The 22,339-nt window shown below is 59.4% G+C and carries 23 protein-coding genes; 14 read left to right on the forward strand and 9 right to left on the reverse strand.

The annotated features are described in order from the left end of the window. Nucleotides 1-163: 163 nt before the first annotated feature. From acs to DFS28_RS19220, 5 genes are all read left to right on the forward strand, one after another. Entirely contained in the window at nt 164-2,101 is a 1,938-nt protein-coding gene (gene acs, locus DFS28_RS19195; protein ID WP_111451062.1) for an acetate--CoA ligase, read from the forward strand. Nucleotides 2,102-2,166: 65 nt separating this feature from the next. Continuing rightward, nucleotides 2,167-3,039 carry an oxygenase MpaB family protein gene (locus tag DFS28_RS19200; RefSeq protein WP_111451063.1) on the forward strand — a complete coding sequence of 291 codons (873 nt, stop codon included), beginning with the start codon at nt 2,167-2,169 and terminating at the stop codon, nt 3,037-3,039. A 221-nt stretch (nt 3,040-3,260) separates the two neighbouring features. After that, a complete protein-coding gene (locus tag DFS28_RS19210; RefSeq protein ID WP_111451065.1) occupies nt 3,261-4,277 on the forward strand; it encodes a class I SAM-dependent rRNA methyltransferase in 1,017 nt (338 codons plus the stop codon). Between the two features lie 60 nt (nt 4,278-4,337). Continuing rightward, nucleotides 4,338-7,322, forward strand: coding sequence for a DUF748 domain-containing protein (locus DFS28_RS19215; protein WP_178082218.1), 2,985 nt, complete (start codon nt 4,338-4,340; stop codon nt 7,320-7,322). After that, on the forward strand, nt 7,322-7,618 hold the full coding sequence (locus tag DFS28_RS19220) for a DUF2845 domain-containing protein (protein ID WP_111451067.1): 297 nt from the start codon (nt 7,322-7,324) through the stop codon (nt 7,616-7,618). Before DFS28_RS19215 ends, DFS28_RS19220 begins: the two co-directional genes overlap by 1 nt. Before the next feature lie 286 nt (nt 7,619-7,904). Here DFS28_RS19220 and DFS28_RS19225 read toward each other — a convergent pair whose 3' ends face one another. Together DFS28_RS19225 and DFS28_RS19230 are read right to left on the reverse strand one after the other, a co-directional pair. Then, a complete protein-coding gene (locus tag DFS28_RS19225; RefSeq protein WP_111451068.1) occupies nt 7,905-8,261 on the reverse strand; it encodes a BON domain-containing protein in 357 nt (118 codons plus the stop codon). A gap of 311 nt (nt 8,262-8,572) precedes the next feature. Beyond that, on the reverse strand, nt 8,573-9,004 hold the full coding sequence (locus DFS28_RS19230; protein ID WP_111451069.1) for a pilin: 432 nt from the start codon (nt 9,002-9,004) through the stop codon (nt 8,573-8,575). A gap of 225 nt (nt 9,005-9,229) precedes the next feature. Between DFS28_RS19230 and pilB the strand changes: the two genes are divergently transcribed. Genes pilB through yacG form a run of 5 tightly spaced genes read left to right on the forward strand, consistent with a single transcriptional unit; the run spans nt 9,230 to nt 13,841 of the window. Then, nucleotides 9,230-10,930, forward strand: coding sequence for a type IV-A pilus assembly ATPase PilB (gene pilB, locus DFS28_RS19235; protein ID WP_111451070.1), 1,701 nt, complete (start codon nt 9,230-9,232; stop codon nt 10,928-10,930). A gap of 2 nt (nt 10,931-10,932) precedes the next feature. Then, nucleotides 10,933-12,150, forward strand: a complete 1,218-nt coding sequence (locus DFS28_RS19240) for a type II secretion system F family protein (protein WP_111451071.1) — start codon at nt 10,933-10,935, stop codon at nt 12,148-12,150. Nucleotide 12,151: 1 nt separating this feature from the next. After that, complete coding sequence (locus DFS28_RS19245) at nt 12,152-13,024, forward strand: A24 family peptidase (RefSeq protein ID WP_111451072.1); 873 nt, start codon at nt 12,152-12,154, stop codon at nt 13,022-13,024. Beyond that, nucleotides 13,021-13,644: a dephospho-CoA kinase gene (gene coaE, locus DFS28_RS19250; RefSeq protein WP_111451073.1), complete on the forward strand. Its 624-nt coding sequence runs from the start codon at nt 13,021-13,023 to the stop codon at nt 13,642-13,644. The genes DFS28_RS19245 and coaE overlap by 4 nt, the downstream gene beginning before the upstream one ends. Continuing rightward, entirely contained in the window at nt 13,641-13,841 is a 201-nt protein-coding gene (yacG, locus tag DFS28_RS19255) for a DNA gyrase inhibitor YacG (protein ID WP_008153323.1), read from the forward strand. The genes coaE and yacG overlap by 4 nt, the downstream gene beginning before the upstream one ends. 3 nt (nt 13,842-13,844) lie before the next feature. Here the strand turns inward: yacG and DFS28_RS19260 are convergent, their stop codons facing one another. From DFS28_RS19260 to DFS28_RS19270, 3 genes are all read right to left on the reverse strand, one after another. Further along, entirely contained in the window at nt 13,845-14,060 is a 216-nt protein-coding gene (locus tag DFS28_RS19260) for a hypothetical protein (protein ID WP_111451074.1), read from the reverse strand. Between the two features lie 63 nt (nt 14,061-14,123). Beyond that, complete coding sequence (locus DFS28_RS19265; RefSeq protein WP_111451075.1) at nt 14,124-14,813, reverse strand: energy-coupling factor ABC transporter permease; 690 nt, start codon at nt 14,811-14,813, stop codon at nt 14,124-14,126. Nucleotides 14,814-14,889: 76 nt separating this feature from the next. After that, nucleotides 14,890-15,822, reverse strand: a complete 933-nt coding sequence (locus DFS28_RS19270) for a LysR family transcriptional regulator (RefSeq protein WP_111451076.1) — start codon at nt 15,820-15,822, stop codon at nt 14,890-14,892. A 121-nt stretch (nt 15,823-15,943) separates the two neighbouring features. On the opposite strand from DFS28_RS19270, the gene DFS28_RS19275 reads away from it, so the two are divergent. After that, nucleotides 15,944-16,186 (forward strand): DUF2790 domain-containing protein, encoded by a 243-nt coding sequence (locus tag DFS28_RS19275; protein WP_111451077.1) that lies wholly within the window; start codon nt 15,944-15,946, stop codon nt 16,184-16,186. 8 nt (nt 16,187-16,194) lie between these two features. Here the strand turns inward: DFS28_RS19275 and DFS28_RS19280 are convergent, their stop codons facing one another. The 4 genes from DFS28_RS19280 to DFS28_RS19295 form a co-directional block, all read right to left on the reverse strand. Continuing rightward, nucleotides 16,195-17,463, reverse strand: a complete 1,269-nt coding sequence (locus DFS28_RS19280) for an OprD family porin (protein WP_111451078.1) — start codon at nt 17,461-17,463, stop codon at nt 16,195-16,197. 17 nt (nt 17,464-17,480) lie between these two features. Then, entirely contained in the window at nt 17,481-18,701 is a 1,221-nt protein-coding gene (locus DFS28_RS19285) for a benzoate/H(+) symporter BenE family transporter (protein ID WP_111451079.1), read from the reverse strand. Continuing rightward, complete coding sequence (locus tag DFS28_RS19290) at nt 18,698-20,062, reverse strand: aromatic acid/H+ symport family MFS transporter (protein ID WP_111451080.1); 1,365 nt, start codon at nt 20,060-20,062, stop codon at nt 18,698-18,700. Before DFS28_RS19290 ends, DFS28_RS19285 begins: the two co-directional genes overlap by 4 nt. 301 nt (nt 20,063-20,363) lie before the next feature. Further along, complete coding sequence (locus tag DFS28_RS19295) at nt 20,364-20,831, reverse strand: FAD/FMN-containing dehydrogenase (RefSeq protein ID WP_111451235.1); 468 nt, start codon at nt 20,829-20,831, stop codon at nt 20,364-20,366. Nucleotides 20,832-20,960: 129 nt separating this feature from the next. On the opposite strand from DFS28_RS19295, the gene DFS28_RS19300 reads away from it, so the two are divergent. Genes DFS28_RS19300 through DFS28_RS19310 form a run of 3 tightly spaced genes read left to right on the forward strand, consistent with a single transcriptional unit; the run spans nt 20,961 to nt 22,339 of the window. Further along, nucleotides 20,961-21,587, forward strand: coding sequence for a DUF1780 domain-containing protein (locus DFS28_RS19300; protein ID WP_008154887.1), 627 nt, complete (start codon nt 20,961-20,963; stop codon nt 21,585-21,587). After that, nucleotides 21,584-22,111: an MOSC domain-containing protein gene (locus DFS28_RS19305; RefSeq protein ID WP_111451081.1), complete on the forward strand. Its 528-nt coding sequence runs from the start codon at nt 21,584-21,586 to the stop codon at nt 22,109-22,111. The genes DFS28_RS19300 and DFS28_RS19305 overlap by 4 nt, the downstream gene beginning before the upstream one ends. Nucleotides 22,112-22,165: 54 nt before the next feature. Then, nucleotides 22,166-22,339 carry a DUF3094 domain-containing protein gene (locus DFS28_RS19310; RefSeq protein ID WP_008154890.1) on the forward strand — a complete coding sequence of 58 codons (174 nt, stop codon included), beginning with the start codon at nt 22,166-22,168 and terminating at the stop codon, nt 22,337-22,339.

Below are 22,339 nucleotides of genomic sequence, written 5' to 3' on the forward strand. Positions count from 1 at the left end.
GTGCGACTTGCTCGCGAAGACGGTTTGTCATTCAGCATTTATGTCGACTGACCCACCACCTTCGCGAGCAAGCCCGCTCCCACATTGGTTTTGTGTCTGACTTGAACCCTTCCCCCACTCGGCGCATCTTTATTACTTGTTGCAACAAGAATAAGGAACCGTCATGTTCGATATCAGCACGTTCCCCCAAGCCGATGCCGTCCGCCGGGCCGCACAATTAAGTCAAGACGACTACAAGCGCCTGTACCGCCAATCCATCGAGCACCCCAGCACCTTCTGGGCCGAACAGGCCACACGCTTTCTCGACTGGAGTACCCCGTGGGATACCGTCCAGCGCTATAACCTGAAAACCGGTGAGGCGAGCTGGTTTGCCGGCGGCAAGTTGAATGTCAGTTACAACTGCATCGACCGTCATCTGGAAAAGCGCGGCGATCAAACCGCGATCATCTGGGAAGGCGACGACCCTGCCGAATCCGTGCAGATCAGCTACAAAAAACTTCATCACAACGTCTGCCGCCTGGCCAACGTGCTCAAAAGCCGTGGCGTGAAGAAAGGCGACCGCGTGTGCATCTACATGCCGATGATCCCTGAAACCGCCTACGCCATGCTCGCCTGCACGCGCATTGGCGCAGTGCATTCGGTGGTGTTTGCGGGTTTCTCTCCGGACTCTGTGCGTGACCGGATTCTCGATGCCGACTGCCGCACCGTGATCACCGCCGATGAAGGCGTGCGCGGCGGTAAAGTCGTGCCGCTCAAGCAGAAGGTCGACAAAGCGCTGCAAAGTTGTCCGAACGTCAGCACCGTGATCGTGGTCGAGCGTACCCAGGGCCAAGTGGACTGGGTCGAGGGCCGGGACATCTGGTATCACCAGGCGCTGCGTGACGTCAGCGACGATTGTCCGCCGGAACCGATGGGCGCCGAAGACCCGCTGTTTATCCTCTACACCTCCGGCAGCACCGGCAAACCCAAAGGCGTGCTGCACACCACCGGCGGCTACCTGCTGCAAGCGGCGATGACCTTCAAGTACGTGCTCGACTACCGCGACGACGAAGTCTTCTGGTGCACCGCCGATGTCGGCTGGGTCACCGGCCACAGCTACATCGTCTACGGTCCGCTGGCCAACGGCGCGACCACGCTGATCTTCGAAGGCGTACCGAGCTACCCGAGCAGCTCGCGCTTCTGGCAGGTGATCGACAAGCACCATGTCAACATTTTCTATACCGCCCCGACCGCCCTGCGCTCCCTGATGCGTGAAGGCCCCGAACCGTTGAAGGAAACTTCCCGCGCGAGCCTCAGATTACTCGGCACTGTCGGTGAGCCCATCAACCCGGAAGCGTGGGAGTGGTACTTCAATGCCGTCGGAGAACAGCGTTGTCCGATCGTCGATACCTGGTGGCAGACCGAAACCGGCGGCATCATGCTCAGCCCGCTGGTCAGCGCTCAACGGATCAAACCCGGTTGCGCCACGCAACCGATGTTCGGCGTGCAACCGGTGTTGCTCGACGAAGTGGGCAAGGAAATCAAAGGCGCCGGCAGCGGCGTGCTGGCGATCAAATCCAGCTGGCCGGCGCAGATCCGCAGCGTCTATGGCGACCCGCAACGAATGGTCGACACCTACTTCAAGCCCTACCCCGGTTACTATTTCACCGGCGACGGTGCCCGGCGCGATGAGGATGGCGATTACTGGATCACCGGGCGCATCGACGACGTGATCAACGTTTCCGGGCACCGCATCGGTACCGCGGAAGTGGAAAGCGCGCTGGTGCTGCACGACAGCATCGCCGAAGCGGCGGTGGTCGGTTACCCGCACGACGTCAAGGGTCAGGGCATCTATGCCTTCGTCACCCCCATGAACGGCACCGAGCCCAGTGACGAATTGAAGAAAGAATTGCTGGCTCACGTCAGCGAGGAAATCGGCAGCTTCGCCAAACCGGACCTGATCCAGTGGGCACCGGCCTTGCCGAAAACCCGTTCGGGCAAGATCATGCGGCGCATTCTGCGCAAGATCGCCTGCAACGAACTGGACAGCCTGGGCGACACCTCGACCCTGGCTGACCCGAGCGTGGTCCAGGAGTTGGTCGATAAACGCCTGAACCAGTAATCGCTTGTTTCAAAAGCCTGCGCGGCCGTTAATGGCCGCGCCTCCTTTTCCGCCACTGAGTCGCCATGGAATTCATTCGAACCCGCATCGAAACCCAGATTATGAGCCTGACCGGTCTGTCTCTGGGCAAGCTCGACCTGGAAAACCCCAAGGGTGATCCCGGCCTGTTCGGCCCCGACTCGGTGTGCTGGCAAGTGCATGGCGACTTCAGCAGCATGCTGATCGGCGGCATCAGCGCCCTGATGCTGCAAGCCCTGCATCCACTGGCCCTGGCCGGGGTCTGGGACCATTCGAATTTCCGCGAGGACATGATCGGCCGGCTGCGTCGCACCGGGCAGTTCATTTCCGGCACCACGTTCGGTTCGCGAAAGGACGCCGACTGGCTGATCGAGAAAGTCCGGACCATCCATTTGCAAGTGACCGGCACGGCACCGGACGGCCGGCCCTACGCCGCCAGCGATCCCGATCTGTTGACCTGGGTGCACGTGGCCGAGGTCAGCAACTTCCTCGCGGCCCATTTGCGTTACCGCAATCCGAACCTGTCCCTGGCGGATCAGGACCGTTACTACGCGGAAATCGCGTTGGTCGCCGAACGGCTCGGTGCCCGTCACGTGCCGCGTTCGCGGCAGGAAATTGCCGATTATCTGGAGCGCATTCGCCCACAGCTACTGTGCGATGAACGCAGTCGAGAGGTGTTACGGCTGTTGTTGAACGCCCCGTCCCCCAGCCGTTTGGCCAGACCTTTCGGCGGTTTGATGATGAAGGCCGGGATCGACCTGCTGCCGGACTGGGCCAGTGACATGCTGGGCGTCAGCCAGAGCCCGCTGCAACGCAAGCTGATCCGCGCCAGCGTCAATCGCAGCGTGCCAATGCTGCGCTGGGCGGTGCGTAACGGCTCGGTGCACCGGGCCAAACGACGGATGGGATTGTTGACCTAAGCTCAGGCCATACACAAAAAACGCTGAATGTCGGCCTTCTGTGGCGAGGGAGCTTGCTCCCGCCCGACCGGGCTGGCGCACCAGTGCGAAGCGCTCGCAAAATCTTCGACAAATACTGAGATTATGGGGCCGCTTCGCAGCCCAGCGGGAGCAAGCTCCCTCGCCACAGGTGCAATGCTGTTAAACTCCCGCGCCAAATTCCCTCCTGCAAGGCGCCCAGCATGTCTTCCTTGAATCAGGCGCTGCGCGCCGCCCTCAATCGTCGTCAGGACCTGCTGGCCGAGCTGCATCAGCAAGGCACCGATTGCTATCGCCTGTTCCACGGCAGCCAGGAAGGCGCCGGCGGCCTGACGATCGACCGCTACGGCCCGCAATTGCAGGTGCAAAGCTTTCACCAGTCGCTGGAACGGGATGCGCTGCTGCAACTGCACGACACCATCAATCAGCACTTGGGCCTCGAAACGCTGCTGGTCTACAACGATCGCTCCCGGGGCAACTCACGCATCGACCGTGAAGACACCGTCTACCGCGCCGACGAGGCCGCCCTGCAAGACTTGATCGGTCACGAATGGGGCTTGAATTACCGGGTTCGCGGTCGCCACGCCGGCCAGGACCCGCTGCTGTTCCTCGACCTGCGCAACACGCGCGGCTGGGTCAAGCAGCACAGCAAAAACAAAAGCGTGCTGAACCTGTTCGCCTACACCTGTGGCGTCGGCCTGAGTGCGGCGGCCGGTGGCGCGAGTGAAGTCTGCAACCTCGATTTCGCTGAGGGCAACCTGGCCGTCGGCCGTGAGAACGGCCTGCTCAATCCGCAGTTGCCGACCATGGACTTCATCCAGTCCGACTACTTCCCGGCCATCCGCCAGTTGGCCGGCCTGCCGATCAGCCAGCGCCGCGGGCAAAAACTGCCGAGCTATCAACGTCTGGAACAGCGTCAGTACGACTTGGTGCTGCTGGATCCGCCAGCCTGGGCCAAGAGCGCTTTCGGCACCGTCGACCTGCTGCGCGACTATCAGAGCCTGCTCAAGCCGGCACTGCTGACCACCGCCGACAATGGCGTTCTGATCTGCTGCAATAACCTGGCAAAAGTCAGCATGGACGACTGGCGCGAGCAAGTTTTGCGTTGTGCAGAGAAAGCCGGCCGACCGGTGCGCGAGTGGACAGTGATGAAACCGGGTGGCGATTTTCCGTCAATGGATGAACAGCCGCCGCTGAAAACCCTGATTCTTCAGCTCTGAGATTCGTCCGAAAAATCAGATAAATCCTATAAAGCAGGATCACTTCGGAACCGGAAACGCATGCCATACTCCAACGCACTCCGATTCAGACAGATGAAGCCGCACATGCCCAAAGGATTGATTCGCGCTATTGGCGCTCTGTTGACCGCTCTAGCCCTCTACAGTCTGCTGGGGTTTCTGATTTTGCCGGGTATCGCGTTGCGGGTGGCCAATCAACAATTGGCCAGTTACGCGACGACGCCCGCAACGATCCAGCGTATCGAACTCAACCCCTTCAGCCTTGAAGTCACCCTGTGGGGCCTGATCATCGGCGAACCGGGCAAGGAGCAGGTCGGCTTCGAGCGCCTGTACGCCAACCTGCAGATCGACAGCCTCTGGACCAAGGCGCTACACCTGTCCGATATCGAAATAGACAAACCCAAGACCGAAATCCTCTTCGGCAAGGACGGTAAGCTCAATCTGCTTGGCCTGTTCAAAATCCCCGCCAGTGAACCGACCCCGGCCGACCCGAACGCCAAACCGTTCCCGTTGCGCATCGAGCGGATCAAACTGGCCGGCGGTGCCGTGCATTTCCAGGATCAACGCCCCAGCGAACCCATCGAATTCCTCTACGACAAACTCGACTTCGAACTGAAAAACCTCAGTACCCTGCCTGAAGACAGTGCCGACATGACCTTGGTGGCCATCGGCCCGGCAGGTGGACAGATCGACTGGACCGGCAATTTCAGCCTGATCCCGATCACCTCCGAAGGTAAGCTGAAGATCACCAACGGCAAGATGAAATCCTTTTGGCCCTATGTGCGTGACGCGGTGCCACTGGTGCTTGAAGACGGCGTCCTCAGCCTGAGCACCGACTACAAACTCAACCTGTCCAAGGAAACCGAACTGCTGTTGAGCAACGTCGCCGTCAGCGTCGCGCCGTTCGCGATCAAAGCACCAGACGGCCGACCGCTGGCGAAACTCGAGCGGCTGGACATCAGCGAAACCACCGTCGACCTGGCCAAGCAACAAGTGGTCGTCGGCAAGATCCGCAGCCAGAAACTGGAAACCTGGGCCGCCCTCGAAGCCGACGGGCAACTTGATTGGCAGAAACTGTTCGCCAGCCAACCGTCCAAAGCAGCCGTCAAAGCCAAGGCCGAACCGGCCGCCACGCCAGCCGCCGCCGACTCACCGAAACCCGACCCGGCGCCACCGAGCAAGCCATGGCAGGTGCTGCTCAAAGACGTGCAACTGCGCAATTACCAGGTGCATCTGGCTGACCGCAAGGCGCAACCGGCCGTGGCGCTGGACGTCGGCCCGCTGAACCTGGACCTGCAGAATTTCGACAGCCTCAATGGCGCGCCTTTTAACCTCAAGCTCGACACGGGCGTGGGCAAGCAAGGCAAGATCACGGCAGACGGTATCGTCAATCTCGCCCCGATCAGCGCCAGGTTAAACGTACAAACCAAGGACATCGACCTGCGCATCGCCCAGTCCTATATCACCCCGTTCATTCGCCTGGAACTGCGCAGCGGCATGCTCGGCAGTGATCTGGCGGTCGATCTGAAAAGCACCGAGCCGCTGGCATTCAGCGTCACCGGCCGTGCTCAAGTCGATCAACTGCATACCCTCGACACCCTCAAAACCCGCGACTTCCTCAAGTGGCAGCAGTTGGTGCTCGAAGGCCTGAACTATCAGCACGGCGACAGCCTGTCGATCGACAAGGTCAACCTGTTCCAGCCTTATGCGCGCTTCATGATCAACGATGACCGCACCACCAACATCGACGACCTGCTGATCCCGCAACCGCCGGACTCCGGCGCCAAAACGGCTGCTGCCAAACCGGCCAGCCAGGAAAAGCCGCTGGGCATCCACATTGGCGGCATTGCCATCAATGACGGCTCGGCCAACTTCGCCGACTTCAGCCTGACCCCGAATTTCGCCACGGCCATTCAACAGCTCAACGGGCAAATCGGCACCATCGACAGCCGTCAGGCGAAACCGGCCAGCGTCGATATCAAAGGCAAGGTCGACCGTTATGCGCCGGTCACCATCAAGGGCTCGGTCAACCCGTTCGACCCGATGGCCAGCCTCGACATCGCCACCAGTTTCAAACGTGTTGAACTGACCACGCTCACGCCCTACTCCGGCAAGTTCGCCGGTTACCGCATCCGCAAGGGCCGACTCAATCTCGACCTGCATTACAAGATCACCAACGGCCAACTCCTGGCCGAAAACAAAGTGGTGGTCGAGCAGCTGCAACTGGGTGAAAAGGTCGACAGCCCAGACGCCGTGAGCCTGCCGCTGAAGCTGGCGATTGCCTTGCTCAAGGATGTCGACGGCAAGATTTCCATCGAGCTGCCGGTGAGCGGCGACCTGAACAACCCGCAATTCAGTGTCATGCCTATCATCTGGCAGACCCTGCGCAACCTGATCGTAAAGGCCGCCGCGGCGCCCTTCAAAATGATTGGCGGGCTGGTCAGTGGCGGTGGTTCAGAAGATTTGGGCACCGTGTCGTTTGCGCCGGGTTCAAGCGACCTGAGCAAGGACGCCGAAGGTTCGCTGGTCAAACTGTCCCAGGCCCTCAAGGAACGTCCGGCCCTGCGCCTGGAAATCGAAGGCACGGCGGCCGCCAGCAGCGATGGCCCGCTGATCGCCGAGCAACGTCTGGAGCGGGAATACCAGTACAACTACTACAAAATGCTCCAGCGCCGCGGCGACAAGGTGCCGGCTCAGGCTTCATTGCTGGATGTACCGGATAACGAGAAAGGTCCGCTGCTTGAAGGGATCTATCGCACGCGCCTGAAGACCCAACCGCCCGCCGAGTGGAAGGATTTGGGCAAGGAAGAACGCACGGCAAAAATGCGCGAAGGCATAATCAAGTTCTGGAGTTCCAGCGACGTGCTCTTACGCCAGCTGGGTCAGGAACGCGCCAGCAGCATCAAGGACTATCTGGTCGACAAGGGTCAGTTGGCCGATGACCGCGTGTACTTCATCGACGCTAACCTTGGCGAAGCGGAAAGTGACGGTCGAGTGGTTACGCCGCTGCATCTGGACGCCGAATGATGGGCGCGAAATGGCTGATGAGCCTGGCTCTGGCGATGATCGCCAGTCACGCCTCGGCAGCCGACACCCTGCGCTGCGGCAGTCAATTGGTCAGTGTCGGGGACAGGTCCAGCGAAGTGCTGCAGAAATGCGGAGAACCGGTCAGCCGTGATCTGTTGGGCTACAAGCGCAGCGCTAACCGACGGGAAGAATTTCAAGTCGAGGAATGGACCTACGGACCCAACGGCGGGATGTATCAGTACCTGCGTTTTGAAGGTAATCGGTTGAAGCAGATCACCAGCAAGCGCGGTAACTGAATCCACCAAGATCTTATGTGGGCACAATTTAATGTGGGAGCGAGCCTGCTCGCGATAGCGGTCTTTCATTCAACATTAATGTCGAATGTTAGCCAGCAATCGCGAGCAGGCTCGCTCCCACATTTGGTTTTGCATCGCTCACAAATAGAACAGGCCCCTGACACGAATGTCCGGGGCCTGTAATGGCCACATCCTTGTGGCCTTCGCATGAACTCTCCTGAGGCGGCAGACGTATTGCTCGGCCCGTCTGTCGCACCTTCTCCCAGTCCAGGCGAGAAGCTTTGCCTTACTCGGCTTTCAGGCCGTCAGCGGAAACCGCTTTGACGCCTTTGATTTTCTTGGCGATCGCCACGGCGGTGGCTTTCTGAGCGTCAGTCACCGCAACGGTGGACGACAGGGACACTACGCCTTTGTTGGTTTCGACTTTGATGTCGGTACCAGGAATGCCTTTCTCGGTCACCAGGTCGGCTTTGACTTTAGTGGTGATCCAGGTATCGGAAGTAGCTTCTTTGGCTTTGGTGACTTCACCCGCCGCCAGAGTCATCGGAGCCTGGGTGGTTTGAGTGGTCTGTGCAAATGCAGCGTTGGCCATGGTCAGGGTCAGCGCGGTAGCAGTAGCGGCAGCGATAGCGAACTTCTTCATACGAGTAACTCCTGTTTTTCATAAAGTCTGCTGCGTGTCTTGTCAGCAGGGTTAATGGAGATAGTGCGAACGTTGTGCCAACTTTTAAATAGTCAATAACTACATATAAATCAATAGCTTATAAAAACACCTGATTTTCGGAATCATGCAAAATGCATGACTTCCAAATTATCGACATGCAAGTTGCGGGTTTTACCGCAGGCCTAAGGCCATGAATTATTGGAAGTTTTCTCAATGACTCGATTTTTTCCCGAACGGCGAACAAAAAAATGCCCCGTCAAACAGACGAGGCATCAGATCAAGCCACCGGATTACGCGCCACTGCCAGGACAGCCTTTTGGTGCGAAGTCAGCGTTGACATTGCTGGCACACGTCCAGGCACCCGCCGTGTTCCCTGATGAGCGAGTCAGTGTGATGGTCTTGCCCAACACCGGTCCTGGGGCATTAACCAGCGTACAAGTGATCGTCCCGGCACCTGTCGAAGCTGTGCCTGAAGCCGCCAATGTGCAATTGGAGGTTGTCGCCGCCGCGTTACCTGCCACCAATAGCAATGTAGGGTCGGTGCCTTGGTTGATGATGTCTTCGAAAGGCACTTTCAACGCGCTGATCTCAGCCAGGCCGGCCGTCACTTTCGCCCGGGCCTGATACTTGGAGTACTGCGGCAACGCAAACGTCGCCAGAATCCCGATGATCGCCACCACAATCAGCAGCTCGATAAGCGTAAAACCTTTCTGAGTATTCATAGACAAGCTCCATGCATGAGTCGAAATCTCATGATCTGAACTAGCCGCAGCACAGCCCATGCCAACCCCTTCGCCCCGTGTTGGTGGGACGTGCGATCGACAAAAAACCTTTTCCTACCCCCAGAATCCGCACTATCTGACACTTTTTGTCACCTCAACGCCGCTGGTTTGGTTCCTCCGCTTGACTAGGCTATAACTCATGAACTGTCTGCGTCCGGTATCCCAATGAATGACATCGCCCTTAGCGGTCTGGCCAAGCAATTGGTCCTGGCCGAGCTGCTCACTGACAAAAGCGCGCAACAGGCGTATCAGCAAGCCCAACGCAACAAAATCTCCCTGGTCAGTTATCTAGTGCAGAACAAACTGGTGAAGAGTCGCCAGGTCGCCGAAATCGCTTCGGAACACTTCGGCATGGCCTTGCTCGACCTCAACTGTCTGGACAAGGAAACCCAACCCAAGGGGCTGGTCAGCGAGAAGCTGATTCGCCAGCACCACGCCCTGCCCCTCTGGCGGCGCGGCAACAAGTTGTTCGTGGGTGTTTCCGACCCGACCAATCATCAAGCCATCAATGACATCCAGTTCAGCACCGGGCTGAATACCGAAGCCATTCTGGTTGAAGACGACAAGCTCACTGATGCCATCGAAAAATTCTTCGATAGCCATAGTACCGGCCTGGAAGACATGGCCGACGTTGACCTCGATGGTGTGGACATCGAGTCGATCGATGACAACAAGCAGGATTCCATTGGCGGACAAGACGCCGACGACGCGCCCGTGGTGCGCTTCGTCCACAAGATGTTGCTGGACGCGATCAAAAGCGGCTCTTCCGACCTGCATTTCGAACCCTACGAAAAAACCTACCGTGTGCGGATGCGCACCGACGGTATTTTGCGTGAAGTCGCCAAGCCACCGATTCAACTGGCCAATCGCATCGCCGCGCGGCTGAAAGTCATGGCCAGCCTCGACATCTCCGAACGGCGCCGGCCCCAGGACGGGCGGATCAAGATGCGCCTGTCCAAGAGCAAATCCATCGACTTTCGGGTCAATACCCTGCCGACCCTATGGGGCGAGAAAGTGGTGATCCGGATCCTCGACCCGTCCAGCGCCCAAATGGGCATCGACGCCCTCGGCTATGAGCCCGACCAGAAAGAACTGTACATGGCCGCCCTCAAGCAGCCGCAGGGGATGATTCTGGTGACCGGGCCCACCGGCTCGGGCAAGACGGTGTCGCTCTACACCGGGCTGAACATTCTCAACACCGTGGACATCAACATCTCCACCGCCGAAGACCCGGTGGAGATCAACATGGAAGGCATCAACCAGGTCAACGTCAATCCCAAGCAGGGAATGGACTTCGCCCAGGCGCTGCGCTCCTTTCTGCGACAGGACCCGGACGTGATCATGGTCGGCGAGATCCGCGACCTCGAAACCGCCGAAATCGCCATCAAAGCCGCCCAGACCGGTCACCTGGTGCTGTCGACCCTGCACACCAACAGCGCCGCCGAAACCCTGACGCGCCTGCACAACATGGGCATTGCGGGTTTCAACATTGCCACCTCGATCAGCCTGATCATTGCCCAGCGCCTGGCTCGCAAGCTGTGCAACCACTGCAAGAAGCCCATCGAGATTCCCCGGGAAGCGCTGATCAAGGAAGGCTTCCCCGAGGAACGCATCGGCTCATTCACGATCTATGAGCCTGTCGGTTGCGATCAGTGCAACGGCGGTTACAAAGGGCGAGTCGGGATTTATGAAGTGGTGAAGAACACACAGGACCTGCAACGGCTGATCATGGCCGAAGGCAACTCACTGGAAATCGACATCCAGATGCGTAAAGACGGCTTCAACGACCTGCGCACGTCAGGCCTGATCAAGGCCATGCAAGGCATCACCAGCCTTGAAGAAATCAACCGGGTCACCAAGGACTGAATATGGCGGTCAAAGCAGCAAAAATCAGCGTCTACGCCTGGGAAGGCACAGACCGCAAAGGCACCAAAATGACGGGCGAGTTGAGCGGTCAGAATCCGGCATTGATCAAGGCCCAATTGCGCAAGCAGGGCATCAACCCCGGCAAGGTACGCAAGAAGTCCGCCTCGATTTTCAACCTGGGCAAGCGCATCAAGGCCCAGGACATCGCCCTGTTCACCCGGCAGATGGCGACCATGATGAAGGCCGGCGTACCGCTGTTGCAGTCCTTCGACATCATCGGTGAAGGCTTTGATAACCCGGCCATGCGCACACTGATTGACGAGGTGAAACAGGAAGTCGCAGCGGGTAACAGCTTCGCCGCCTCCCTGCGCAAAAAGCCTCAGTATTTCGATGAGCTCTACTGCAACCTGGTGGATGCTGGCGAGCAGGCCGGTGCCCTCGATACCCTGCTGGAGAGAGTGGCGACCTATAAGGAGAAGAGCGAAAGCCTCAAGGCCAAGATCAAGAAAGCCATGACCTACCCGCTGGCGGTGGTGTTCGTCGCGATCATTGTGACCGGAATTCTGCTGGTCAAAGTGGTGCCGCAGTTCGAATCCGTATTCAAAGGATTTGGCGCCGAATTGCCAGCTTTCACGGTGATGGTCATCGGCCTCTCGGAATTCATGCAGGACTGGTGGTGGGCGATGCTCGGCGTGCTGATCGGGGCCATCTTCGGCGTGCGCCACGCGTTTAAAACGTCGCAAACCTTTCGAGACCGAATGGACACCTGGCTGCTGAAACTGCCGCTGATTGGCACGCTGATGTACAAGTCCGCCGTGGCCCGTTACGCCCGCACGCTGTCGACTACCTTTGCGGCGGGTGTGCCACTGGTGGAAGCCCTGGACTCGGTGGCCGGCGCTACCGGCAACATCGTATTCAAGCGTGCGGTGCTGCGCATCAAGCAGGACGTGGCGACCGGTATGCAGCTGAATTTTTCCATGCGCGCCTCCGGTATCTTTCCGAATATGGCGATCCAGATGACTGCGATTGGCGAAGAGTCCGGCGCGCTGGACGATATGCTCGACAAGGTCGCGAGCTTCTATGAGGACGAAGTGGACAACATGGTCGATAACCTCACCAGCCTGATGGAGCCGTTCATCATGGTGGTGCTGGGTGTTATCGTCGGGGGCCTGGTGGTTGCGATGTACCTGCCCATCTTCCAACTCGGCACAGCGATCTGACATGCCCTTGAACGACATTCCGACCCTCCACCCGTTGACCTTCGTGATTGCAGCCATGTTGGTCGGCCTGCTGATTGGCAGCTTTCTCAACGTGGTGGTCTGGCGCCTGCCAAAAATGCTTGACCGCGAATGGCGTGAGGAGGCTCGTGAAGTGCTGGGCTTGCCAGGCGAAACACCGCTGCCGACCTTCAACCTGATGCTGCCCCATTCCCAGTGCCCACATTGCGGCCATCGAATCCGCGCCTGGGAAAATATTCCGCTGCTCAGTTATCTGTTCTTACGGGGTCGATGCTCGAACTGCACGGCAGCCATCAGCAAACGCTACCCGCTGACCGAACTGGCCTGCGGTCTGCTCTCGGCATTCATCGTTTGGCATTTCGGTTTCGGCTGGCAGGCCTGCATGGTGCTGCTCCTGAGCTGGGGGTTGCTGACGATGAGCCTGATCGACGCCGAGCACCAACTGCTGCCGGATGTGCTGGTACTGCCGCTGATATGGCTGGGGCTGATCCTCAACAGTTTCACCTTGTTCGTGCCATTGCATGACGCATTGTGGGGCGCGGTTGCCGGCTATATGGCGTTGTGGTCGGTGTTCTGGCTGTTCAAGCTGATCACCGGCAAGGAAGGCATGGGCTACGGTGATTTCAAGTTGCTAGCGATGTTCGGCGCCTGGGGTGGCTGGCAGATCTTGCCGCTGACCATCTTGTTATCGTCGATGGTGGGCGCCGTTGTCGGCGTGATTTTGCTGCGTTTGCGCAACGCGAAAACCTCCACGCCGATCCCCTTCGGACCCTATCTGGCAATTGCCGGCTGGATTGCCTTGCTCTGGGGTGGTCAAATAACCGGCTTCTATTGGCAGTTTGTCGGTTTGAAATGAATACCCCTGTGGAAAAACCCTGGATTCTCGGCCTGACCGGCGGCATCGGCAGCGGCAAAAGCGCGGCTGCCCAGCACTTCATCGACCTGGGCGTGCACGTAGTGGACGCCGATCACGCGGCGCGTTGGGTGGTAGAGCCGGGGCGCCCGGCGCTGGCCAGGATCGCCGAACACTTCGGCCCCGACGTATTGCAAGCCGACGGGCAGCTGGATCGCGCGGCGTTGCGCAAACTGATCTTCGAAGTGCCAGAGGAACGCCGCTGGCTCGAAGCGTTGCTGCATCCGCTGATCGCCAAGGAAATCGCCGAGCATCTGGCCAAGGCACAATCGCCTTACGCGATTCTGGTTTCGCCGCTGCTGATCGAGTCCGGGCAATACGCCATGACCCAACGAGTCCTGGTGATCGATGCCCCGGAACAACTACAGATCGAGCGCACCCTGCAGCGTGACCAGACCAGCGAGCAACAGGTCCAGGCGATCCTCAAGGCCCAATCCAGCCGACAGGACCGCGTGAGCCACGCCGACGATGTAGTGGTCAACGACCGCGACCTCGCCTGGCTGCACAGCGAGGTCGAACGCCTGCATCACTTTTACCTTACTTTGCGTGGAGGCCAGTCATGAGCCAGACCCCAACCGTCAATTGCCCAACCTGTGGCGCCCCTGTCGAATGGGTCGCCAGCAACGTCAACCGGCCGTTCTGCTCGGATCGCTGCAAACTGATCGACCTCGGGGCATGGGCCTCGGAAGAACACAAGATTCCGGTCAGCCCGGATGCCGAAGACGACCTGTTCAGCGAAGACTTCGAGCCGCGTCACTGATCTTCAAGGCCGCATAAAACCATAGTCCTGGCTGTCATCGAGGTTTTCCGCAAGAAAACGCAACTCATCGGCCAGGTCTTCGACACTGCGCACTGCCTTGCTCTGTTGCACCACTGCACTGAGCAAGGCACGCAGGCTTAACCCCGGATCAAAACCCACTTCCTGCGCCCCATCCAGACTGTGACGCAACTCCTGCCTTGCCCATTCGTAGACACTCATTTCGATGCTCCTGAAGGTTTTCCAGAGCATGGATTCGTGAGCGATTTTTGCCTTTGATGTGGATCAAGATTTAGGATCGTCGTCTTTCCAGGGGGCCGAAAGGTAGCGTGTGCGATTGAACGTCTCCAGCCACTCGGGGCAAAACACCACCAACGCGCTGACCACCATGCCGTTGATGAACGCTTCCGGAAAAATCAGCAGCCACAGATAACCGACAAAATCTTCCAGCCAATACGGCATGGCGAAACGTTCGTCGAACCACAGCAGCCACAGCGCCAGCAGCAGGCACAGCAACGCCGACAGCGCCGCAGCAAAGAAACCGGACACGAAGATATACACAAAGGGATTACGCGGTTGCGCTCGCTCCACCAGGATGGCGCAGCATTCGGTAACCAGCACCGGCAGTAGAATCAGCAGCGTGCCGTTGACCCCCATTGCCGCCAGATCTTGCCGCCCGAGCAGCACCAGTCCCGCTTGCGCCACCAACCCGCCGACAATCGCCAGCGGCCAGTCGAGCAACAGGGTCACGGCGGTCATGCCGATAAAGTGGTAGGACACGCCGGTGTCGAAGTCTTGTCGCACCAGCCAGAGCATGAACAGCGCGAACACCGTGCCGAACAACAGATGCTGCCGACGACTGTCGCTGAACAGTTCGACCCACGGTGCTCGCGCAACGGCCCAGATCAGCACCGGCACATAGATCAACCACCCCGCCGTGAGGGTTTCAGGTGACAGTAACTCGGCGCCGATCATGGCTGGGCACACTCCCTTGTCTTGCCGAAAGAGAACAGGCCCTCAGTCTACACCGCCCCTTGTACACCCTTCGACTTCAGGCCCAATGCCGTGGATCGTTCATCACCGCCTCGTGTTCAGCGAATAGCTTGGGTAATTCGGCTTTGAGAAAGTCCACCCAGGTCCGAACCTTGGCATCGAGAAAACGCCGCGACGGGTACAGCGCATATACGTTGCGTTCACGGGGGCGCCAGGCCGGCAGCAAGCGCAACAACGTGCCATCGCTCAACGGACGCGTCGCGGTGTAGAACGGAATCAGGCTGATCCCCATGCCGGCCTCCGACGCCTTGACCATCGACTCGGCAACATTGCATTGAAAGGTCCTGGCCGGGCTGACGGCATGCTCTCCGACTTCGTCCCGGAACACCCATTCATCGCTGTACAAAGGGTCGAGCATGCGCAGGCACTGATGATCGTTCAGCGCCAGCGGTGTGCGCGGCACGCCACGACGTTGCAGGTAGTGCGGGGAGGCGCAGGGCACGCTGTAAATCTGCCCGATGGCCTGGGCGACCATTTGCGAATCGGCCAGTTCGTGGGCAATCGAAATCACCACGTCGTGCCCTTCCTCCATTGGATCGGGATTGCGCTGCGACAGGGTCAACTCGAACACCACGTCGGGGTAAAGCTCGCTGTAGCGGGCGATCAATGGTGTGATCAGCACGCCCAGGCCACTCATGCTGTGAACCCGCAGCCGTCCACTCGGTTTGAGATGGGCGCCGCGAGCCTCTGCCGTTGCCACCTCCATTTCTTCGAGTATTTGCCGACTGCGTACCAAAAAGCGCTCACCGGCCTCGGTCAGGCTCAACCGCCGCGTGGTGCGTTGCAGCAAGCGTGCTTGCACATGCTGCTCCAGATCGGCCACCAATCGGGACACTTGCGCGGTCGACAGTTCCAACGCGTCGGCGGCGGCGGTAAAGCTTGCGCACTCCACCACGCGGACGAACACCCGCAAGTTATTGAGCAGATCCATAAGCCCTCCACGGGCAGTGACTGTTACGTTTCATGTAAGGCTGCATCAGGCGCTGGCCCCTTTATCGGTCGCGGGCAAAGACTAGAATTCAGGTATCGAAATCAACACGGAGCACGGAAAAATGAAAACCCTGATCAGCTTGTTTCTGACCGTTGTCGCCACCTCAGCCTTGGCCGCCGGCAACGACCCCGCCGCCACCTCGTACAACCCGGCACAGCGGCTGGACATTGCCGAAGTGGTTTCAGTGTCGAACACCGCGACCGCCTGCGGGGTTGTGCCTGCGGCCATGGTGTACGTCGATCATCAAGGCCAGACCCATCGCGTGACGTACGAGGTCATGGGTGACTGCACCACAGATCTGTGACCGCGGCCTCATAACAGCTTCCACGTGTAACTGAGGATCAGACGGTTCTCGTCGATATCGCTGCGGTAGTTGGAACGCGCCATCGCGTTGCGCACACGGATCCCGAGGCCTTTGAGGCTGCCGCTCTGCAGCACATAGCCGATGTCCAGATCGCGCTCGCGGTCCTTGCCTTCAAACCCCTTGCCGGTGTCGACGTTGTTGCCGGTGATGTAGCGCACGGTGCTGGTCAACCCCGGCACGCCGAGGGCGGCGAAATCGTAGTCGTAACGCGCCTGCCAGGAGCGCTCATCGGTGTAGGCAAACTCATAGGTCGGCACCTCGTTACCCAGAGGGCTGATGTTGGCAAACACTCGCGGGAACGCGCTGTCGCCGAACATGCCCTGATAGCCGACATAAAACGTGTGGCCGCCACGCTTGGCCGACAGCAAGGAGAAGAACGCCTGGTTGTCGATGTTGCCCAGCAGCTTTTTGCCGTCTTCGCGCGAATCGTAATACCCAAGGTTGGCGCCCAGGATCCAGTTACCGAGTGGCTCGCTGTGCTTGAGGCCGAGAAAGCACTGGTTGTAGATATCTTCCAGTTGCCCGAACCAGGCGCTGACCGAGCTGCGTTTATCGTTGAAGGAATAATCGGCGCCAGCAAAGTTGAAGCCGTCACTGCTGACCTGACGCTGCGGCACATGACCGAGCATGGCTTGCATCTTTTCGTCGCCGGCCTCGTTGCGCAGGCTGGTCGAACTCAAGTGACCACCTTGTAAGGTCAGGCCATTGATCTCATTCGAGCTGATGCTTGCACCCTGATAGCTGGGCGGCAGCAAACGGATATCGCTGAAGGCCAGCACCGGCAGGTTGGGTTGCAGTTCACCCACCTTCAGTTCGGTTTTGGAGAAACGCATCTTCAACGCGCCTTCCAGACGGCTGTATTCATTCGCCGCGCGCCCGTCACCCTGCACCGGTAGCAAACCGGTATTGACCCGATCCGGGCTGCTGTCGAGCTTGAGGCCGAGCAGGCCAATAACATCCACACCAAAACCGACGGGGCCTTGGGTGTAACCGGACTTGACGTTGAGGATGAAGCCCTGCGCCCACTCTTCAGCCTTCGATTGCTGGTTGGCCCCGACGATGTCGGAAAAGTCCCGGCTGAAGTAATAGTTGCGTGCTTGCAAGGTGGCGGTGGTGTCTTCGATGAAGCCACTCTCGGCCGCCATCGCACCGGCGGAGAAACTCGAGACGACCGCCATGGACAACACTGAACCGGTTGTTGGAAAAATCTGTTTCATCGTTTTTTCTCTTATTTTTATTGATCGACAGGTTGAAGTGCTTCAGCCGCAGCGGATTTGCGGCGGTGAACGGGACGACGGGCGTTCAACAACACGTGGGTGACCATGCCGAAAATCAGCCCCCAAAAGGCGGCGGACAAACCCAACAACGACATGCCCGACGCGGTGGTCAGAAAAGTCACCAGTGCGGCTTCGCGATCGCTCGGCACGGCCATTGCGCCGGCCAACGCCCCGGCAATCGCGGCGAACAGCGCCAGCCCGGCCAGGGCGGCGATCAGTTCTTTGGGGAACGCCGAAAACAGCGAAACCAGGGTGGCGCCAAAGATCCCCAGCACCAGGTAACACAGCCCGCCCACAACCCCGGCCACATAGCGTTTGCCGGGATTTTCATGGGCCTCGCGCCCGGTACAAATCGCCGCGGTGATGGCTGCCAGATTCAGCCCATGGCAACCGAACGGCGCCAACAGCGCCGTGCCCACCGCACTGCTGGCGATGATCGGACCGGCCGGTGTTGGGTAACCGCTGGCGCGCAGCACCGCCATGCCGGGAACGAACTGGCCGGTCAGCGCCACCATCACCAGCGGCAAGGCGATATTCAGGGTCGCGCTCAGGCTGAACGCGGGCGTGATCCACACCGGCGTGGCCAACCCGATCACCAACGCCTCGCGGTGCAAATCACCGGCGAGAAAAGCCATCGAGCAGCCCACCAGCAGCACCATCAACACCGCATACCGCGGCATCAGCCGTTTGCAGATCAGGTACGTGACGAACATCGACAGCACCAGCAGCGGTTTGCCCTGCAACGAGACGAACAACCCCGTGCCGAAGCTGAACAGAATCCCCGCCAGCATCGCTGCCGCAATCGCCGCGGGCAGTTTGCCGATGATCAGGTCAAATGCCCCCGAGACTCCGACCAGAAAGATAATCAGGCTGCTGACCAGATACGCGCCTACCGCCTCCGGCATGGAGATCCCCGGCAACAGCGCCACCAGCAACGCCGAACCCGGCGCCGACCACGCGATGATCACCGGCACGCGGTAACGCAGGCTCAGACCGATACCGAGCACGGCGCTGCCGATGGAAATCGCCCAGACCCAGGAAGACAACACCTCCCGCGAGAGGTGCGCGGTCTCGGCGGCCTGGAAGATGATCACCAACGGGCCTGCGTAGGAAATCACCGTGGCGATAAAACCGGCGACGGCCGCAGACAGGGAAAAGTCCTGGAATAAGGTTTTCATGAAACCTCGCCGACAGCCCCGTCAGGCGATCCATGCATACCCGGCAACTTTTGTTGGGCACTGCGCCGACTGCTGATGGCGAACACGGTCATGGCAATCGCGGCCACTGCACCGGGTAAGGCGAATGCCATGAAGTTCAGTTGCAGTGGCAGGCTGATCCCGAGCAAGGCACCGCCCAGCAGCGGTCCGACAATGGCACCGTTGCGCCCGATGCCCGAGGCCCAGCCCAAACCGGTGGAGCGAATGGTCATGGTGTAGAACTGCGCGGCGCAGGCGTACAACAGAATCTGCGAGCCGATGGTGGTGGCGCCGGCAATGGCGATCAGCAAATACAACAGCGGCATCGGACTGTTGAAGCCCAGCAAAGTGATCGACACCGCAGCCACGGCGAAGAACACCGCCAACACCCGCGGCAGGTTGAGTTTGTCTCCCAGCACACCACCGCCCACCGCGCCGAAAATGGCACCGAAGTTGAGCACCAGCAGGAACGACAGACTCGAGCCCAGGCTGTAACCGGCGTTGGCCATCAGTTTTGGCAGCCAGGAACTCAAGGCGTAGACCATCAGCAAGCAGCAGAAAAACGCCAGCCACAACATCAGCGTGCGCAGCGCACGACCTTCGCGGAACAGCTGCAACACTGGCGTGCCGGTGCCCTTCACTTCGTTCATGTGCAGCTGATCGCTGGTTTGCGCGACGTACGCCGGGTCAATCCGCTGCAGGATGTTGCGCGCCTCTTCATTGCGCCCCTGACGCAGCATGAACCCCACCGACTCGGGCAGGAAGTACATGATCAACGGCAACAACAGCAACGGCAGCACCGCCACATAAAACACCGATTGCCAGCCAAAACTAGGGATCAGCACGATACCGAGCCCCGCCGAGAGCATGCCGCCTACCGAATAGCCGCTGAACATGATCGCCACCAGCGTGCTGCGGATTTTCTTCGGCGCGTACTCGTTCATCAGCGCCACGACATTGGGCATCACCCCGCCAATGCCAAGCCCGGCAATGAACCGGCAAAGGCCAAACTCGGCGGGGTTGCGGGCAAAACCATTGAGCACGGTGAAACCGCTGAACAGCATCACGCAGATCGTGATGGCTTTTTTGCGACCGATCCTGTCCGACAGCGGGCCGAAAAACAGCGCGCCGAACATCATGCCGAACAATGCATAGCTGCCCAGTGCGCCCGCTTGCAGAGGACTGAGCCCCCACTCTTTCATCAGCATCGGCAGCACCACGCCGTAGATCACCAAATCGTAACCGTCGAAAATGATGATCAGGGCACACCAGAACAGCACCATCCAGTGAAAGCGATTGAATCGTGCGTTGTCGATAACCGCATGTACGTCGATCTTGCGCATGGCATTTATCTCTTGTTGTTATTTTTTTAAGAGCGTCGGCAACACGGCTAACGTCCGTACAGCCGAGGGTAGAGGCGCCAGGCGCGGGGCAATATCCGCTTTGCGCAGATCGCTATCCGTTTTGTGCAATGCCCTGAAGCGGGCGCGGGATGGGGAGTATTGCGGGGATGGCGGGCAGCAAATCCGGCAGATCGGAACCTCTGCGATGAACTGCCTTCATTGCGATCACATTTGAACGCTAAGCGCGGGCTGATGGACGATTGAGATGTCAGCGTCTGCGGTCACAGGCGCTTTGCGCGGATCAGGGCAGGGCCTTCTCCAGCGCCTCACGCAATTGCGCAGCCGTGGCGTATTCATGCTGAGCCACCAATCGACCGTCCTTGAGCTGCAGCCACAGCACTTTATCCACAGGCCCGGGATAGCGTGGCGCCACGCGACCATCGCGGTCGAGCATCACTCGATAGGGATAATCGCGCATGGCCGGTACAGCGAACATTTTCGCGATCAGTCGAGGCATGCGCTGGATGTCCGCGACAAATACCGCGTGCCGAGCCTCCAAGTAGCCCTTGGGCTGGTCCTGCAGAGCGGCGCCGACCAGTTTGGCCGCGTCCATGCTGCGCGCCACCAGCAACGTCTGAGTCTGATTATCAAGCGTGAAGGCCTGATCGAATTGATCGAGCAAGGTCCACGGCGCCAGCCGCTCACCCACCTCCAGTGCCTGCGCCCAAAGAGGCAGAAGACTGAGCAATAACACGGGCCCATATTTCACGTTCCAGTCCTCGTTCAAGCGCATTTGCGTAATGGCCATCAGTCTACACCGCCCATTTCGAGCGCCCAGTCCCACTGTTTACCGTTTCACGCTTTCTGCTTGTCGCAAATGAACGCTAAGCTTGGGCCTATGGATGACTCAGATTATTTACGCCTGCTGACCATTGCGGCCGAGCAAGCCAACGCGTTCCTGTCCAATGCCCGCAAATGGGAGCGTGAGCGTTGGGTCTGCCAGCGCCTGCTGCAAGGCCTGAACATTCCCTATCGCGCCGACGAATTCGCCCCGGCCGGGGAGCCGCCGGACGTGCTGTTTCGTGACGCCAGTTTCGAAGTGTTTTTCGTGCTCGATGAAGGCCGACGCCTCAACGACGAATGGCGCGATGAACTGCAACGTCGGCGCAGCGCATTTTCCCTGAGTTCGCTGGTACGGCGCGAGGCCAAGCCCCGGCGCATTCCGGCCAATGAGTTTCTGCTGAGACTGGCGCCGACCTTGCGCAAAAAAGCGCACAACTACAAAGAACGCGGCATGGACCTGGGCGAACTGGACATCATCGCCTTCGCCAGCCTCAAGCGCGAAGTGCTGGACCTCAACAGCCATTTCCCGCCGCCAACCGAATACCTGCGTCAGGGCTGGCGCTCGTTGTCGCTGGTCGGCCCGACCTTCGCCCGTGTGCTGTTCGCTCACCCGGATGCCCCGGATTTCCTGCGCAGCAACCTGGGTCGCAGCATTGTTTTCGACGTCGGGATCAGCCTGTGAGTCCATTGCAGGCGCTGATTGCCGAAGTGCCGCAAACGGGTCGCGTTCGCTGGATCGGCGTGCGGCCGCAGTCACGTTCTCAGATGATCGAACTCGATGCCGTGGAGGCGCGACTTGAAGCCGGTTTGACCGGTGATCACGCGCGTCCCGGCGTACGCAATGCGCGGCAAGTGACGCTGATGCAATGGGAGCATCTGGCGGTGATCAGCTCACTGATGGGCCGCACGGCGGATCAACCGGTGCTAGCGCAGGACTTGCGGCGCAACATCGTCGTCAGCGGCATCAATCTCTTCAGTCTCAAGGGTCGGCGCTTCAGGATTGGCCAGGCGATTTTCGAAACCACCGGCTGGTGCCAGCCCTGCGCCCGCCTCGAGAACAACCTCGGCCCCGGGACCTTTCAGGCCGTTCGCGGACATGGTGGAATCACCGCTCGGGTGTTACAAAGTGGAATCATTCGCCTGGACGATACGGTGAGCGTCGAGCCCATTCCTACCAGCGGCTATGCTCCGTTCAACGTTCGTTAAATCCGCCTGTAGCTTCTACACATTCAGCAACGTCTACCCCTGACGAGGCCCAATATGACCAGCCGCCTGAACCCAGACGACCAAAAGCATGTCGAAGAGTACCTGCAACTGTCCCAGCACCAAGTCGAGCGCCGGCCTTTCCGGCCGTGGATGCTCCTGGTGGTGGTGTTGGCAGTGACCATTGGTCTGGGCCTGTTGAGCCGACTTATCAGTTACCTGACGCTATGA

It is taken from the genome of Pseudomonas sp. 478, from assembly GCF_003254125.1.
Taxonomy (GTDB): Bacteria; Pseudomonadota; Gammaproteobacteria; order Pseudomonadales; family Pseudomonadaceae; genus Aquipseudomonas.